Origin of the sequence: Comamonas kerstersii, assembly GCF_008801935.1 — a bacterium.
In the GTDB taxonomy this organism is placed as follows: domain Bacteria; phylum Pseudomonadota; class Gammaproteobacteria; order Burkholderiales; family Burkholderiaceae_C; genus Comamonas; species Comamonas kerstersii.
The window spans coordinates 61833-76077 of the sequence record NZ_VZOT01000001.1 but is presented as its reverse complement, the minus strand read 5'-3'; the positions used below and the strand labels follow the sequence as shown (position 1 = coordinate 76077).

The window sequence follows — 14245 nt, the reverse complement described above, 5'->3', positions numbered from 1 at the left end:
GGGATGACATATAGACTTCCATATGCAGTTCATGTGTTTAAAGCAATAAAGCTGTCGCCTGTGTAGGCGCCAGTCGCGTTGCTGCGATCTGTGACAAGTGCTGTCAAGCAATTTCTGTGCAGGGCCGCTTCCCCGGGAGCGGCCTTGTGGTTGTTAAACTCACTGACCCATTTCTTTCTGGACTTTTGCCGCACCATGAGCTTTTCCAACTTCTTGCGTCGCGCCAAAAGTTCTCTCAAGTTCTGGTCAGCAACAGCGCCATCTGCATCCGAAGTTCCCGAATTTCGCATTGACGAAGTTTCCGAGCGGATTGCCAAGCTCCAGGCTCCACAAGCCAAAGAGCCGCAGCAGTTCCACTCCTTGGTCAAGCTGGCTCCCATTCCCGTGCCGCGTGAGGTGCGCTGGGAGAGCCAGGCGATTTATCTGGGAGCATGGGCAGGGACTGCCGCACTGGCTTGGGGGAGCTTTTATGTGCCTACAGACTGGCTGCTGTGGTATGGCGTGGCGTCCGTCGTGATCTTTGCGGTGCTGTTTCGCATCGAGGGGCCGCGCACCCGTGCCGAGCGTCTGCAGCGTGAGGCCGAAGTGCAGCGCTGCCATGAAGCCTATCTGCAGGCCGAAGCCCATCTGCGGGCCGTGCTCAGCGAAGGCTTCAACGAGCGGATGGAAGAGTTCAACAGCCTGCGCACGGAATATGACCAGCTGTGCCGTGCCATGGGGACCACCGACCCCGGCAAGAGCAGCAAGCTGCTGGCCGCGCTGGCCAACCCTCTGCGGACGGGAAAGACCGAAGAGGAAGAGCTGATGGAGCAGATGTCGCAGATGGAACGCAAGATGCTGCAACTGGTGGATGAGCTGGAGGACTACTCCGACATCCACAAAGAAGCGATTGATGCTGCCATCATGGCGCGCCACAACGCGCGTCTGGCGTACTGGCAGGCCAAGCTGGACGAAGCAGCCCTGACCGGGGAAGCCGTGCAGCAGCATTGATCTCCGAACAATCCCTGCCCTTGAGGTCATGTTGCCTTGGCATACTGGGTCGCAATCGCGGCCCATATTTCTTTCATGCGAGACGCCACGCCTTTCGAAAAAATCGATCTGCACCTGATACGCGTGCTGCACACGGTGATTGCCGAGCGCAGCGTATCGCGTGCAGCCGTGCGTCTGGGCATGCACCAGCCTGCGGTGTCAACTGCGCTCAAGCGTCTGCGTGAACTCTCGGGCGACCCCATTCTGGTGCGATCGGGCAGCGGCATGCAGCCCACGGATGCAGCGCTGCGCATGCTTGAGCCCTCCGCCGACATCCTGCGCGCGGCCGAAAACCTGTTTACCGAAGCGCGTGCCTTTGATCCGCGCAGTGCCGAACGCACCTTCCGCATTGCGGCCAGTGACTATCTGGACCCGCTGTTCCTGCCCAAGCTGGTGGCCTATCTGAAAAAGCACGCGCCGCTGTGTGCCGTGGAAATCATGGCGCTCAGTCATGACGTGGACTACAGCGGCCAGCTGGCACAGGGTGAAGTCGATGTGGTGATTGGCAACTGGCCCCAGCCACCGGCCGAGCTGCGCATGGCCCAGCTGTTTGCTGATGACACCGTGTGCCTGGTCAGCCAGAACCACCCCGCCGTGCGCCGGGGCTGGACGGCCGAGGACTGGCTGCAGGCCGAACACATCGCTCCCATGCCCACACACCCCGGCGCCAAGGGCGTGATTGATGATGCGCTGCATGCCCAGGGGCTGCACCGCCACATTGCGGTGCGCTGTGCCCATTTTGGACTGATGCCGCAGATGGTGGCCTCAAGCTTGCTAGTGCTGACCACCGGCCGCCAGTTCTGCGAGCGCTATGCCGCACAGCTGCCGCTGGCGATTCTGGAGCCGCCCGTTCCTTTGCCACAGATGCGTTACTACCAGCTGTGGCATGACCGTACGCACCATTCAAGTGCCGCAACCTGGTTGCGTGATGCGGTGAGACATATCGCCATGAAGCTATGAAAACTGTAGCTTCAGGCGCTCGTGAAACCTGCGGCAACGCAGGTTTTGCATCCAAACTTTCATTGAATTGAGAAAATCTCGCGCATGAACACCCCTCAACCAACCCCCATGCCCGGTGAAGCGCCACCGCGATTGCAGCTGGTGGGCATTACCAAGCGGTATCCCGCCGTCGTGGCCAACGACAAGGTGTCGCTGACCGTGCAGCCTGGCGAGGTACATGCCCTGCTGGGCGAAAACGGTGCTGGCAAGTCCACGCTGATGAAAATCATCTACGGCACCGTCAAGCCCGATGAAGGCCAGGTGCTGTTCAACGGCAAGCCCGTGCACATCCGCAACCCGCAGGAAGCACGTGCCCTGGGCATTGCCATGGTGTTCCAGCACTTCAGCCTGTTTGACACGCTGACCGTGGCGGAAAACGTCTGGCTGGGGTTGGACAAGAGCATGTCGCTGGCCGAGGTGACACGCCGCATCGAGGAAAAGGGCTCCGAGTACGGCATGGACATTGATCCCAGCCGTCCGGTACACACCCTGTCCGTGGGCGAAATGCAGCGCGTGGAAATCATCCGTGCGCTGCTGACCGACCCCAAAGTGCTGATTCTGGATGAGCCCACGTCCGTGCTGACACCGCAGGCGGTCGAGAAGCTGTTTGTGGTGCTGAACAAGCTGGCCTCTGAAGGCTGCTCCATCATCTATATCAGCCACAAGCTGCACGAAATCCGCGAGCTGTGCACGGCCTGTACGGTGCTGCGTGGCGGCAAGGTGACGGGTTACTGCAACCCCCGTGAAGAGTCGAACGCCTCGCTGTCGCGCCTGATGATTGGTGCCGAGCCACCTGCACTGCAGTACCGCGATGTGAAGACGGGTGACACCGTGCTCAAGGTCAACGGTCTGACGCTCAAGAAGCAGGACCAGTTTGGCGTAGACCTGATGGACATGCAGTTTGAAGTGCGTGCCGGTGAGGTGGTCGGTATTGCCGGTGTATCCGGCAACGGCCAGCAGGAACTGCTGTATGTGCTCTCGGGGGAAGACACCCGTGCCGAAGCCGACATGATTCATGTGGCAGGCAAGCCTGCCGGTCGCCTGAACCCCAGTCAGCGCCGTGCGCTGGGTCTGCACTTCGTGCCCGAGGAACGCCTGGGCCGTGGTGCCGTGCCCACCATGGGGCTGGCGCACAACATGCTGCTCACACGCGATGACGCCGTGGGCAAGGGCGGTTGGCTGAATATCAAAAAGCTGGAAGCCCATGCGGCTGACATCATCCGCCGCTTTGGCGTGAAGGCGGGCGGCCCTCATGCTGCCGCCAAGTCGCTGTCTGGCGGCAATCTGCAGAAGTTCATCGTGGGCCGGGAAATTGATGCCAAGCCCAGGCTGCTCATCGTTTCGCAACCCACATGGGGTGTGGACGTGGGCGCTGCTGCACAGATTCGCGGCGAAATTCTGGCACTGCGTGATGCGGGCTGCGCCGTGCTGGTGCTCAGCGAAGAACTGGACGAATTGTTTGAAATCAGCGACCGACTGCACGTGGTGGCCAAGGGGCAGCTCAGCCCCTCGCTGCCACGCAAAGAGGCGACGCTGCAACTGGTGGGTGAGTGGATGAGTGGTTTGTGGAACGCCGACGTGCAGCAGCACCTGGCCAAGGTGGAACAAAGCGGAGGTGCCCAGCATGTTTAAGCTTGAACCGCGCCCACAGGTCTCCAAATTCTGGACCTATGGTGCCCCCATTCTGGCTCTGCTGATCACGGTGGCCGTGGGCATGTGTCTGTTCGTCATGCTGGGCAAGGACCCAGTGCGTGGCCTGCAGGCCTTCTTCTGGGAACCCATCAAGACCAGCTACGCCCTGGGTGAGCTGGTGATGAAGGCCACGCCGCTGCTGCTGATCGCGCTGGGCCTGTCCGTGTGTTTCCGCTCCAACATCTGGAACATTGGTGCCGAAGGCCAGTTTGTGATTGGTGCCGTCACGGCCGGTGGTGTGGCGCTGCTGGCAGACCAGAACACAGGCCCCTGGATTGTTCCTGCCATCTTGCTCGCCGGTGTGCTGGGCGGCATGTTCTGGGCGGGCATCGTGGCCTTTCTGCGTGACAAGTTCAACGCGAATGAGATTCTGGTCAGCCTGATGCTGGTCTATATCGGCACGCTGGTGCTGGGCTATCTGGTCTACGGTCCCTGGAAGGACCCCATGGGCTACAACTTCCCCCAGTCCAAGACCTTTGAGTCTGTCACGCAGATTCCCAAGCTGATTGCAGGTACCCGCGTTCACATCGGCACGCTGCTGGCACTGCTGGGTGTGGTGGCACTGTGGATCTTCCTGTTCCGCACCAAGGCAGGCTTTGCACAGCAGGTGGGTGGCATTGCCCCCGCTGCGGCACGCTATGCAGGTTTCTCTTCGCGCCGCGCGCTGTGGACGGCACTGCTGATCTCCGGTGGCGCCGCCGGTCTGGCAGGTGCGCTGGAAGTGGCGGGCCCCATTGGCCAGCTGACCCCTTATGTTCCCGCAGGCTACGGCTTTGCGGCCATCATCGTTGCCTTTGTGGGGCGTCTGCACCCCGTGGGCATGATCTTCTCGGCCATTTTGATGAGCATGTTCTATATCGGCGGTGAACTGGCGCAGTCGCGCCTGGGCCTGCCCAAGTCTCTGACTGGCGTGTTCCAGGGTCTGCTGCTGTTTACGCTGCTGGCCTGTGACACCCTGATCGCGTACCGCGTGCGCTGGATTGCAGGCAAGCCTGCCGTGAAGGGAGCAAAGTAATGGATGCATACGCATTGCTCTTTGCCTCGACCCTGAGTGCAGGTACGGTGCTGGCGCTGGCTGCGCTGGGGCTGCTGATCAATGAACGCGCAGGTGTCATCAACCTGGGTGCTGAAGGCATGATGCTGTGCGCTGCGCTGGCGGGCTTTGCCGCCACCGTACACACAGGCAGCACCTGGATCGGCTTTCTGGCGGGCATGGGGGCCGGTGCGCTGCTGGCCGCCATCTTTGGCGTGCTGGTGATCTGGCTCAACACCAACCAGTCGGCCACGGGCCTGGCGCTGAGTCTGTTTGGCGCAGGTTTCTCGGCCTTTGCGGGGCTGAACTATGTGCAGGCCAAGCTGCCTGAGTCGCCCAAGTACGACATTCCTTTCCTCGCAGATCTGCCCGTGGTGGGCCCTGCGCTGTTCCGTCTGCACCCGCTGGTGTACGGCACCATCATCATTGCTGTGCTGCTGGTGTACTTCCTGTACCGCACACGCGCGGGCTTGATTCTGCGCTCCGTGGGTGAGTCGCCGGAATCCGCCCACGCCCTGGGCTACAACGTGCGCATGATTCGCCTTGGGGCCGTCATGGCCGGTGGTGCGCTGTGCGGTCTGGCCGGTGCCTATGTGTCTACCGTCTACACCCCGCTGTGGGTGGAAGGCATGGTCGCTGGCCGTGGCTGGATTGCGCTGGCGCTGACCACGTTTGCAACGTGGAGGCCCGCACGCATTTTGCTGGGTGCCTACCTGTTTGGCGGCGTTACCATGCTGCAGTTTCACCTGCAGGCAACGGGCGTGCACATCGCCAGCCAGTTGCTCAGCATGTTGCCTTATGTGGCGACCATCGTGGTGCTGGTGCTGATTTCTCGCAATCCCGCATGGATTCGCGCCAATATGCCGGCATCCTTAGGAAAGCCTTTTTATCCAGGCTCGTAAGAGCCATGACCCAAGAAGCAGCTACCCTGTCGCCGTGGGGTAGCGAAGCGTAAGGCGAGCCAAGGTGGCACGCCTTTTTTTTACCCTGTCGAGGAACTACGCATGTCCAAACTGCATAAACGCACTGTGCTGAAGATGGTCGCTTTGTCGGCCATCTCGATCGCTACTTTGTCCGCCTGTGGCAAGAAAGAAGAAGCTGCCCCTGCGCCTGCAGCCGTCCCAGCCGCTGAAGCACCAGCCGCTGCAGATCCCCTGAAGATTGGTTTTGTGTATGTGAGCCCCATCGGTGATGGCGGCTGGACCTACCAGCACGATCTGGGCCGCAAGGCGGTGCAGGACAAGTTTGGCGATAAGGTGGAAACCACATTCGTGGAGAGCGTGGCCGAGGGCCCCGATGCAGAGCGTGTGATGCGCGACCTGGCCGCTCAGGGCAACAAGCTGCTGTTTGCCACCAGCTTCGGCTATCAGGAGTTTGTGCAAAAGGCTGCGGCTGACCTGCCTGAGGTGAATTTCCAGCACGCTACGGGCTACAAGCAGGCACCTAACAGCGCGACCTACGACACCAAGACCTTCGAAGGCGCCTACCTGGCCGGTATCGTGGCTGGTGGCATGACCAAGACCAAGACCATTGGTGTCGTGGCTTCCGTGCCAATCCCTGAAGTGGTGCGCAACATCAACTCCTTTGTGCTGGGTGCGCAAAGCGTGGACCCTGACATCAAGGCCAAGGTGGTCTGGGTGAACGAATGGTTCAGCCCCCCCAAGGAAGCTGAAGCTGCCACCAGCCTGATCAACGGCGGCGTGGACGTGCTCTATCAGAACACCAACTCGCCTGCGGTGATGAAGACGGCCGAAGAGCGCGGTGTGTATGCCTTTGGCAAGGATGGCGACATGAGCGCCTTCGGCCCCAAGGCACACCTGGGCTCGGCCGTGATCGACTGGTCGCCTTACTACATCAAGGTGACCGAGGACGCACTGAACGGCAAGGTGGAGAACGGCCAGAACTTCTGGTGGGGCGTGAAGGAAGGCGCGATTGATCTGGTCAAGATCAGCGAAGAAGTGCCTCAGGAAATCAAGGACAAGGTTGCCCAGGTGCGCCAGGGCCTGAAGGACGGCACCTTCCAGATCTGGAAGGGCCCCATCAAGGACAACAAGGGCAATGAACTTCTGGCCGACGGTCAGGTGGCTGATCTGCCTTTCATCACCAGCATCAAGTTCTATGTGGATGGCGTTGAAGGCAACGTGCCAGGCACTGGTAACTAATTACGCATGACCACCTGCAGGCGCATGACGCGCCTGCACGTCAGTCAAAGGCCTCTGACCACCGGAGGCCTTTTTGCTGCATGCGATCTGGTGTATACACGCGGTGCTTGCGCAGCCCGTACCGCGTGCAGCCGGATGGCCCCGGGGTCATCTCCACCGATAGTTTTTGTGGCAGCAGCGCCTGACGATGCCAGCTTGATGTTTCGGATCTCCAAAGTGTGCAACCATTGATGTAAGCGGTTGCTGCGATCCGGCACAAACTGGCGCGGGTATTGCTGCAGTGGTTTGCTTTTCCCTGATTCCCTTTAAAGGAAGAACTATGACCGATCTGAACAAACGTTCCATGTTCAAACTGGCTGCCATCTCGGCGCTGACCGTAACGGCTCTGGCTGCTTGCGGCAAAAAAGATGAACCCGCACCTGCGCCTGCCGCAGCACCTGTGGCGGATGCGCCTGCTGCTGCAGAGCCGCTGAAGGTGGCCTTTGCCTACGTGGGCCCTGTGGGTGACGGCGGCTGGTCGTTTGCGCACGACACCGCACGCAAGAAGATCCAGGATGAGTTTGGCGACAAGATCGTCACCACCTATGTGGAAGGCGTGCCTGCAGGCCCTGACGCCGAGCGCGTGCTGCGTGATCTGGCCTCTCAGGGCAACAAGCTGATCTTCGGCACCACCTTTGGCTATATGGACACCATCCAGAAGCTCGCTCCCGACTTCAAGGATGTGAAGTTCGAGCACGCCACAGGCTACAAGAACGGTGACAACGTGCGTACCTATGACGCACGTACTTACGAAGGTGCCTACCTGGCCGGTATCCTGGCGGGCGGCATGACCAAGTCCAACGTGCTGGGCGTGGTCGGCTCGGTGCCCATTCCTGAAGTGCTGCGCAACATCAACTCCTTCACGCTGGGTGCTCAGTCCGTGAACCCCGATGTGAAGACCAAGGTAGTGTGGGTGAACGACTGGTTCAGCCCTCCCAAGGAAACCGAAGCAGCAACCAGCCTGATCAATGGCGGCGCTGACGTGCTGTTCCAGAACACAGACTCCCCCGCCGTGCTCAAGACTGCGGAAGAAAAGGGCATTCGCGCCTTTGGCTGGGACTCTGACATGACTGCCTACGGTCCCAAGGCCCACCTGGGCTCGGCCATCATCGACTGGCAGCCTTACTACTCCAAGGCTGTGAACGATGTGCTCAACGGCACATGGACAGCCGGTGGCAGCTGGCTGGGTGTGAAGGACGGCGCGATTGACCTGGTTTCCGTGGCAGAAGACATTCCTGCTGATCTGAAGGCCAAGATGGAAGAGGCCAAGGCTGGCCTGCAGAATGGCACGCTGCAGATCTGGAAGGGCCCCCTCAAGACCAATGACGGCAAGGATGCCCTGGCCGAAGGTGCTGTGGCGGACGACGCTTTCCTGACCGGTATCGACTTCTACATCGAAGGTGTGGAAGGCAAGGTGCCCGGCAAGTAAGCCCTGCTGCTATCCTAGGCTGCCTGCGGGCAGCCTTTTTTGCGCCTATGTCTGCTTGGCAACAGAGCGCGGTACCGGCTATGGTGAAAGGGCATCCGCAAGCATTTGGGAGCCAGCCAACGCCATGACCACCACCATCCCTGCCACCACACTTGCCGCTATGGCGCACATTCCTGCCGAGCGTCTGCCTGCGCTGCTGCGCAGCATGCCCAAGGCCGAACTGCATATCCACATTGAAGGTTCACTGGAACCCGAACTGATCTTTGCACTGGCCGAGCGCAATGGCCTGCAGCTGCCATATCCCAGCGTAGAGGCCTTGCGCAGCGCCTATGCCTTCACCAATCTGCAGAGCTTTCTGGACATCTATTACGCCGGTGCCAGCGTGCTGCTGCAGGAGCAGGACTTCTACGACATGGCCATGGCCTATCTGGAGCGTGCAGCTGCTGACCATGTGGTGCGTGCCGAAATCTTTTTTGACCCGCAGACCCACACCGAGCGCGGCGTGCCCATGGGCACTGTCATTCAGGGTCTGGCGCGTGCCTGCAAGGATGCGCAGGCACGGAGGGGCATCAGCGCCGCGCTGATCCTGAGCTTTTTGCGCCACCTGAGCGAGGAAGCCGCGTTTGAGACGCTGGAGGCCGCGCTGCCGTACCGGGAGCATTTCATAGGCATCGGGCTGGACAGCTCTGAGTTGGGCAACCCGCCCGAGAAATTCCAGAGCGTGTTTGAGCGCTGCCGTGAACTGGGCTTTCATCTGGTGGCCCATGCCGGTGAAGAGGGGCCGCCCGACTATGTGTGGAGTGCTCTGAATGTGCTCAAAGTGGAGCGCATAGACCACGGCGTGCAATCAGAAAAAGACTGGGGGCTGATGCAGCGGCTGGCGCAGACGCGCATGCCGCTGACCGTCTGCCCGCTCTCCAACCTGAAGCTGTGCGTCTTCCCTGACCTGCGCGAGCACAACCTGCCGCGCTTGCTTGCTGCCGGACTGCATGTGACGGTGAACTCGGACGACCCTGCCTACTTTGGCGGCTACGTCAACGACAACTATCTGCAGCTGTTTGCCGCCACCGGCATGGGGGTGCAGGAAGCCTACCAGCTGGCCCGCAACAGCCTGGAGGCCAGCTTTGCCACGCCTGCCCAAAAGGCGGCATGGGGGCAGCAGCTGGATGCGCACTTTGCATCGTTTGCGGCGTAGTTATAAAAAATAGAGCTGCCAGCGCTTGTATTTGCTGGATTTCAGATACTTATCTATCTGAAATCCTTATTTTTCTAGCGCTAGCCGCTTTTTTATTGATAGCTATACCAAGGTTGACAGTGCGGCACGCAGCTTGTCCGCATAGCCTTGCAGCAACTGCACGGCAGGCTCCTTGCGGGGCCAGGCCAGCTCCACACCATCACCCTCATGGCGCGGCAGCACATGCATGTGAAAGTGGAACACCGTCTGCCCACCCGCAGCGCCATTGGCCTGAAACAGCGTGATCCCATCGGGCGCGAAGGCCTGCTGCGCCGCCTGCGCAATGCGCTGTGCGGTCTGCATCACGGCGGCCGCTTCTTCAGGCGTGAGCTCCAGCACCGTGATTGCATGGCGCTTGCTGGCTACCAGTACATGACCGGGATTGACCTGACCAATGTCCATAAAGGCAATGGTCAGTTCATCTTCATAGACCTTGGCGGCAGGGATTTCACCTGCCACGATCTTGCAGAAGATGCAGTGGCCGGGCGGGGAGGTGTCAACAAACATGGGCATGGGCATGGGCCGCATGTTCTGCGATATGGCGCAAGGTGTCACTAGGGCTTTGCCTTGTTGGGGGTGGCGGCTTCCTGGGGGCACGTAGGCCACAAGGCGTTAGAGGAGGGTGAACATGGTGCGCTTGGTGTTGGTGAAGTGAGGGCGTACGCGGCTGCTCCATGCCGTGCCTCTGACCGCAAGCCAGGCAGGGCAACCTAAAACGGCTTCCGAGCTGAGGTGGTAGCACGCCAGTGAAAGCGGGCCGTGGTCGTGGTTCAGATAACGCCAGGCTTGCTGGGTGCCCGGCACCGATGCCAGGCCTGGCAGGTGCTCTGTGTCATACCAGTCAAACAACTCCTGCTTCCAGCCTGTTTCGGGGTCCATTTCAACCACGTAATGGGCTTGGGGTGGGGTGCTCGTCGGGCTTTGTAGGTGCATCACTTGTTCAAGGCGTGACACAGCGGCATCGGCCTGAATTTCGCAAGCCATTTTTTGCAGCTGATCGTGCTGTGCAGTATCCAGGCGCTGTGGCTGAGGGAGTGTGATGTAGGCGTACACCATGCCCTCGGCGCTTCGTGCCACAGGCCCCAAGGTGGATGCAGGCAAGAGGGTTTGCAGCTGGCGGTGCAGTGTCTTGGCCATGTGCTTGGCGCTGGCAGCTTCGGCGACAAATTGCAACAAGAGCGCATCGGTTGAAAAATCTGAGTCTGGCATGCTTTCAGTGTCCAATCTGGAAGGCATTCAAGAAACGAGAGACCATGTTGTAGGCGCCAATCGTGGCAAAAAGCTCCACCTGCTCTTGCGCAGAAAAGTGCACCTGAAGCTGTGCAAAAGCTTCGTCACGGATGTGAAGTTCGCGCGTGAGGGCATCGGTCGCCTCCAGGGCCAGTCGCTCCCGCAGGCTCCAGGGGGCGCCCGCAGGGAGGGGACAGATCCGTGTTGCCTTGATCGCTGCTTGTGTGATGCCTGCTTTGAGCGCATGCGGAATATGTGCCTCAAACTCGTAATTGGCATGGTTGAGAACAGCCACGCGCAGGATGACCAGCTCTCTGAGTCCGGCTTCCAAACTGCTGTGGTTGCGAACCGCTGACAGCATCTGCTCCCAGCCGTGGGCGATGGCTGGGCTGTGCAGCAACACTTGGTAAAGCGGGGAGATACGGCCTCTGGCGGCTTGAATGGCTGCTTCAAGCGTCACAAGCTCGGGTTGTGTGCCAGGGGTGATGGGCTGAATGCGCATGATGAGGAAAGCATTGGAGGGGTGGTCGGGCGACCAAGGCCAGTCCCGCGGCGAGGGTGCTGAAAGGCGAGCCTTGGTCAATCCAAACATAGCGGGTGCAGTGGCACCAGCGGTGTCTGCGTGGAGGGTGAATTAATTGGCCGTGATGTTGTTCTTTTTAATCACAGCACTCCACTTTTTCGTGTCGGCTTCCAGCACCTTGCGCAGCTCATCGGGCGCGCTGCCAGCGACTTCTGCGCCCGAAGCTTCCAGTCGCTCCTTGACGGTGGGGTGATGCAAGGCCCGGTGCAAAGCCTGGCTCAGACGGGAAACGTCTTCAGGGGCGGTGCCTTTGGCAGCGAAAAAGCCATACCAGTTGTCGGAGTCGACACCGGGATAACCCAGTTCGGTATAGGTGGGCACTTCCGGAAAGCGCGGGTGGCGCTTGGGGGCAGCGATTGCAATAGGTTTGAGCTTGCCCGCTTGAATGTGACCAATCAGGCCAGGGATATCACCAAAAAATCCATCGACGTGACCAGCAATCACGTCCGTAATGGCTGGCGCTGCACCTTTGTAGGGAATGTGCATCATTTGAATATTGGCGCTTTCATTGAGCAGCTCCATGGCTAAATGTGGGACGCTGCCTGTTCCGGACGATGCCATGGTGATGGGGCGACCAGGGTTTTTGCGTGCTGCTTCAACCAGGTCTCGACCGTTGCTGAAAGGCGATTTGCTGTTGACGACCAGCATTTCCACATTGTTAACGGCCAAAGAAACGGGTACCAAGTCTGTCAAGGGCTGGTAGGGCAGCTTAGGGTACAGGGCAGGGTTGATCGCGACAGCTCCCACGCTGGTGATCCACAGCGTTTTGCCATCGGCGGGAGAGCGTAGCAGGGTGTCCGCAGCGATGGCGCCGTTGGCACCCGGCTTGTTTTCAATCAGGACGGTATGTCCCAGTTCTTTGCCCAGTTGCTCCGAGACAGTGCGGGCGACAAAATCTACAGGGCCCCCAGGAGGGAAGGCGACGATGATCTTGGTAATGTCTTGCTGTGCCCAGCCGCTTGACGCTGCGGTCAGCAGGGCGGCGGCAACCGAGATTTTTTGCAGATGGCGGGTAGCGAAGCGTTGAAATTTTTTGCCTGACATGTTGTCTCCTTGTTGTGTAAGTTAGGCGCAGCGGGCGGTCATGCCACCGTCGACGACCAAGTCGGCGCCGGTGACAAATCGAGATTCATCGGAAGCAAAAAAAAGTGCTGCGTTGGCCGTGTCGCGGCCATCACCCATGAAGGGCATGGGAATGCGCGCTTGGCGCTGCTTGAGCAAAGCATCCACATCCCCGTCGGCTCTTTGGGCCGCAAGGCGTACGGAAACCATTGGGGTGTGCAGCTGGCCGGGAATGACGGTGTTGACGCGAATGTTGTCGTGGGCGTACTGAACGGCCAGCACTTTGGAAAAATGGATCACTCCTGCTTTGGAGGAGGCATAGGCAATTTGTGCTGCACCGGTCCACCGTGTTCCAGAAGTGGACGCAATATTGACAATGCTTCCGCCTTGCTGGGCTTGCATGATGGGCAGCACATGTTTGCAAGTTAAAAATACGCTTTTGAGGTTGTAGTCAATTTGGGTGTCCCACACCGATTCATCCATGTCGACTGGACCACCTTTGGCGGAGCCGCCGACGTTGTTGACCAAAATGTCGATGCGCCCCAGTTTTTGCTGGCATTCGAGAATGGATGCGGCAACCGATGGTGCCTCCATGACGTTGCAATACCCTGCGTGGAAGAGTCCGCCTGCACGGGCAATCAGATCCGCTGTGTTTGGCAGCGCCTCCTGGTTGATATCGACACCCCAGACTACAGCGCCTTCTTGGGCAAAACGCAGGGCTGTAGCGCGGCCATTGCCCCAGCCATCGCCGACAGAGCCAGCCCCGGTGATGAAGGCAACTTTGCCAGCCAGACGGCCCTGGGGGTTCACAGGTGTGTGTTCATTGAAGATGGGCATATGTGGATACCTACGTTAAAAGCGATAGAGGCGTTCTGGATTGGTGACCAGTAAGCGCTGGAGTGCGGTGTCGGTGGGGGCAATGGCAGCAATTTGACTGACCAAAACCCCGTCGTCCGGGATGTGGGTGTGGTTGGGGTGTGGCCAGTCCGAGCCCCACAGGCATCGATCCGGGAAGTGCTGCACCAGGGTGCGGGCGAGTTCAACGCCTTGCAGGTATGGAGCGTGCGGGTCAACTCGGTCAATGCCGCTGACTTTGACAAAGAGCTTCGGACTCTCGAGCAAGCGCAGCAGGCCTTGAAAGTCTTCACCTTGGATGCCTTGGCTGGCATCTACACGGCCCATGTGGTCGACGACGACATCACAAGCGGCTTGCTGCAGCACAGGTGCCAACGCATGGACTAAACGGCTTTCAAAGTGCACCTGCAGGTGCATGCCGAGATCAGCCAGCCTCGGTGTAAGAGCCACAACGTCCTCAATCGTCACACCGGTATCAAGGTGCCGCATGAAGTTGAAGCGGATGCCGCGAAACCCTGTATCAGCCAGTTGCTTCAAGTCTTGGACTGAGACTGTAGGAGGCACCAGCGCAATCCCAAGGTAGTTGCCTTGGCCTGCAGCGATGGCATCGGCTACCACCGTGTTGTCAAAACCATGGCAAGCCGATTGCACGATCACGCAGCGCGTAATCCCCAGATGTTTGTGCAATGCGAACAGCTGTTCTTTGCTCGCATCGGCCGGCGTAAAGCTGCGGTTGGCGGCAAACGGAAATGTGGATTGTGGACCGAAGACATGCACATGGCTGTCGCAGGCGTTCACAGGCAGCTGAATCGCTGGGCGCGAGGGGTGTAGCGTATAGGTCAGTTGAGGGCTTGGCATCACATCATTTCTCAGCAGGGATGGATGCAATTCTTAGATA

14 protein-coding genes are annotated in these 14245 nt (G+C 59.6%); 8 read left to right on the top strand and 6 right to left on the bottom strand.

Annotation, left to right across the window (positions count from 1 at the left end; genetic code table 11):
- Positions 1-195: 195 nt before the first annotated feature.
- From F7P80_RS00370 to F7P80_RS00335, 8 genes are all read left to right on the top strand, one after another.
- On the top strand, positions 196-990 hold the full coding sequence (locus F7P80_RS00370; RefSeq protein ID WP_054066111.1) for a hypothetical protein: 795 nt from the start codon (positions 196-198) through the stop codon (positions 988-990).
- A 75-nt stretch (positions 991-1065) separates the two neighbouring features.
- Entirely contained in the window at positions 1066-1989 is a 924-nt protein-coding gene (locus tag F7P80_RS00365) for a LysR family transcriptional regulator (RefSeq protein WP_151042007.1), read from the top strand.
- Positions 1990-2073: 84 nt separating this feature from the next.
- The gene (locus F7P80_RS00360; protein WP_058880342.1) at positions 2074-3660 is read left to right on the top strand and encodes an ABC transporter ATP-binding protein; all 1587 of its coding nucleotides are present in this window, start codon (positions 2074-2076) and stop codon (positions 3658-3660) included.
- Positions 3653-4735 carry an ABC transporter permease gene (locus F7P80_RS00355; protein ID WP_151042004.1) on the top strand — a complete coding sequence of 361 codons (1083 nt, stop codon included), beginning with the start codon at positions 3653-3655 and terminating at the stop codon, positions 4733-4735. Before F7P80_RS00360 ends, F7P80_RS00355 begins: the two co-directional genes overlap by 8 nt.
- Positions 4735-5655 carry an ABC transporter permease gene (locus F7P80_RS00350; RefSeq protein ID WP_054066107.1) on the top strand — a complete coding sequence of 307 codons (921 nt, stop codon included), beginning with the start codon at positions 4735-4737 and terminating at the stop codon, positions 5653-5655. Before F7P80_RS00355 ends, F7P80_RS00350 begins: the two co-directional genes overlap by 1 nt.
- A 102-nt stretch (positions 5656-5757) precedes the next feature.
- Positions 5758-6915 (top strand): BMP family ABC transporter substrate-binding protein, encoded by a 1158-nt coding sequence (locus tag F7P80_RS00345; RefSeq protein WP_054066106.1) that lies wholly within the window; start codon positions 5758-5760, stop codon positions 6913-6915.
- 319 nt (positions 6916-7234) lie between these two features.
- Positions 7235-8383, top strand: coding sequence for a BMP family ABC transporter substrate-binding protein (locus tag F7P80_RS00340; RefSeq protein ID WP_151042002.1), 1149 nt, complete (start codon positions 7235-7237; stop codon positions 8381-8383).
- A gap of 124 nt (positions 8384-8507) precedes the next feature.
- A complete protein-coding gene (locus tag F7P80_RS00335; protein WP_249041341.1) occupies positions 8508-9578 on the top strand; it encodes an adenosine deaminase in 1071 nt (356 codons plus the stop codon).
- A gap of 102 nt (positions 9579-9680) precedes the next feature.
- Here the strand turns inward: F7P80_RS00335 and F7P80_RS00330 are convergent, their stop codons facing one another.
- From F7P80_RS00330 to F7P80_RS00305, 6 genes are all read right to left on the bottom strand, one after another.
- A complete protein-coding gene (locus F7P80_RS00330; RefSeq protein ID WP_151041999.1) occupies positions 9681-10130 on the bottom strand; it encodes an HIT family protein in 450 nt (149 codons plus the stop codon).
- Between the two features lie 99 nt (positions 10131-10229).
- Positions 10230-10793, bottom strand: coding sequence for a hypothetical protein (locus tag F7P80_RS00325; RefSeq protein ID WP_249041340.1), 564 nt, complete (start codon positions 10791-10793; stop codon positions 10230-10232).
- Between the two features lie 37 nt (positions 10794-10830).
- Positions 10831-11349, bottom strand: a complete 519-nt coding sequence (locus tag F7P80_RS00320) for a carboxymuconolactone decarboxylase family protein (protein ID WP_151042634.1) — start codon at positions 11347-11349, stop codon at positions 10831-10833.
- Positions 11350-11481: 132 nt separating this feature from the next.
- A complete protein-coding gene (locus F7P80_RS00315; RefSeq protein WP_151041994.1) occupies positions 11482-12474 on the bottom strand; it encodes a Bug family tripartite tricarboxylate transporter substrate binding protein in 993 nt (330 codons plus the stop codon).
- Between the two features lie 21 nt (positions 12475-12495).
- Positions 12496-13329, bottom strand: a complete 834-nt coding sequence (locus tag F7P80_RS00310; RefSeq protein ID WP_151041991.1) for an SDR family NAD(P)-dependent oxidoreductase — start codon at positions 13327-13329, stop codon at positions 12496-12498.
- 15 nt (positions 13330-13344) lie between these two features.
- Positions 13345-14205: an amidohydrolase family protein gene (locus F7P80_RS00305; RefSeq protein ID WP_151042631.1), complete on the bottom strand. Its 861-nt coding sequence runs from the start codon at positions 14203-14205 to the stop codon at positions 13345-13347.
- Between the last annotated feature and the right edge of the window lie 40 nt (positions 14206-14245).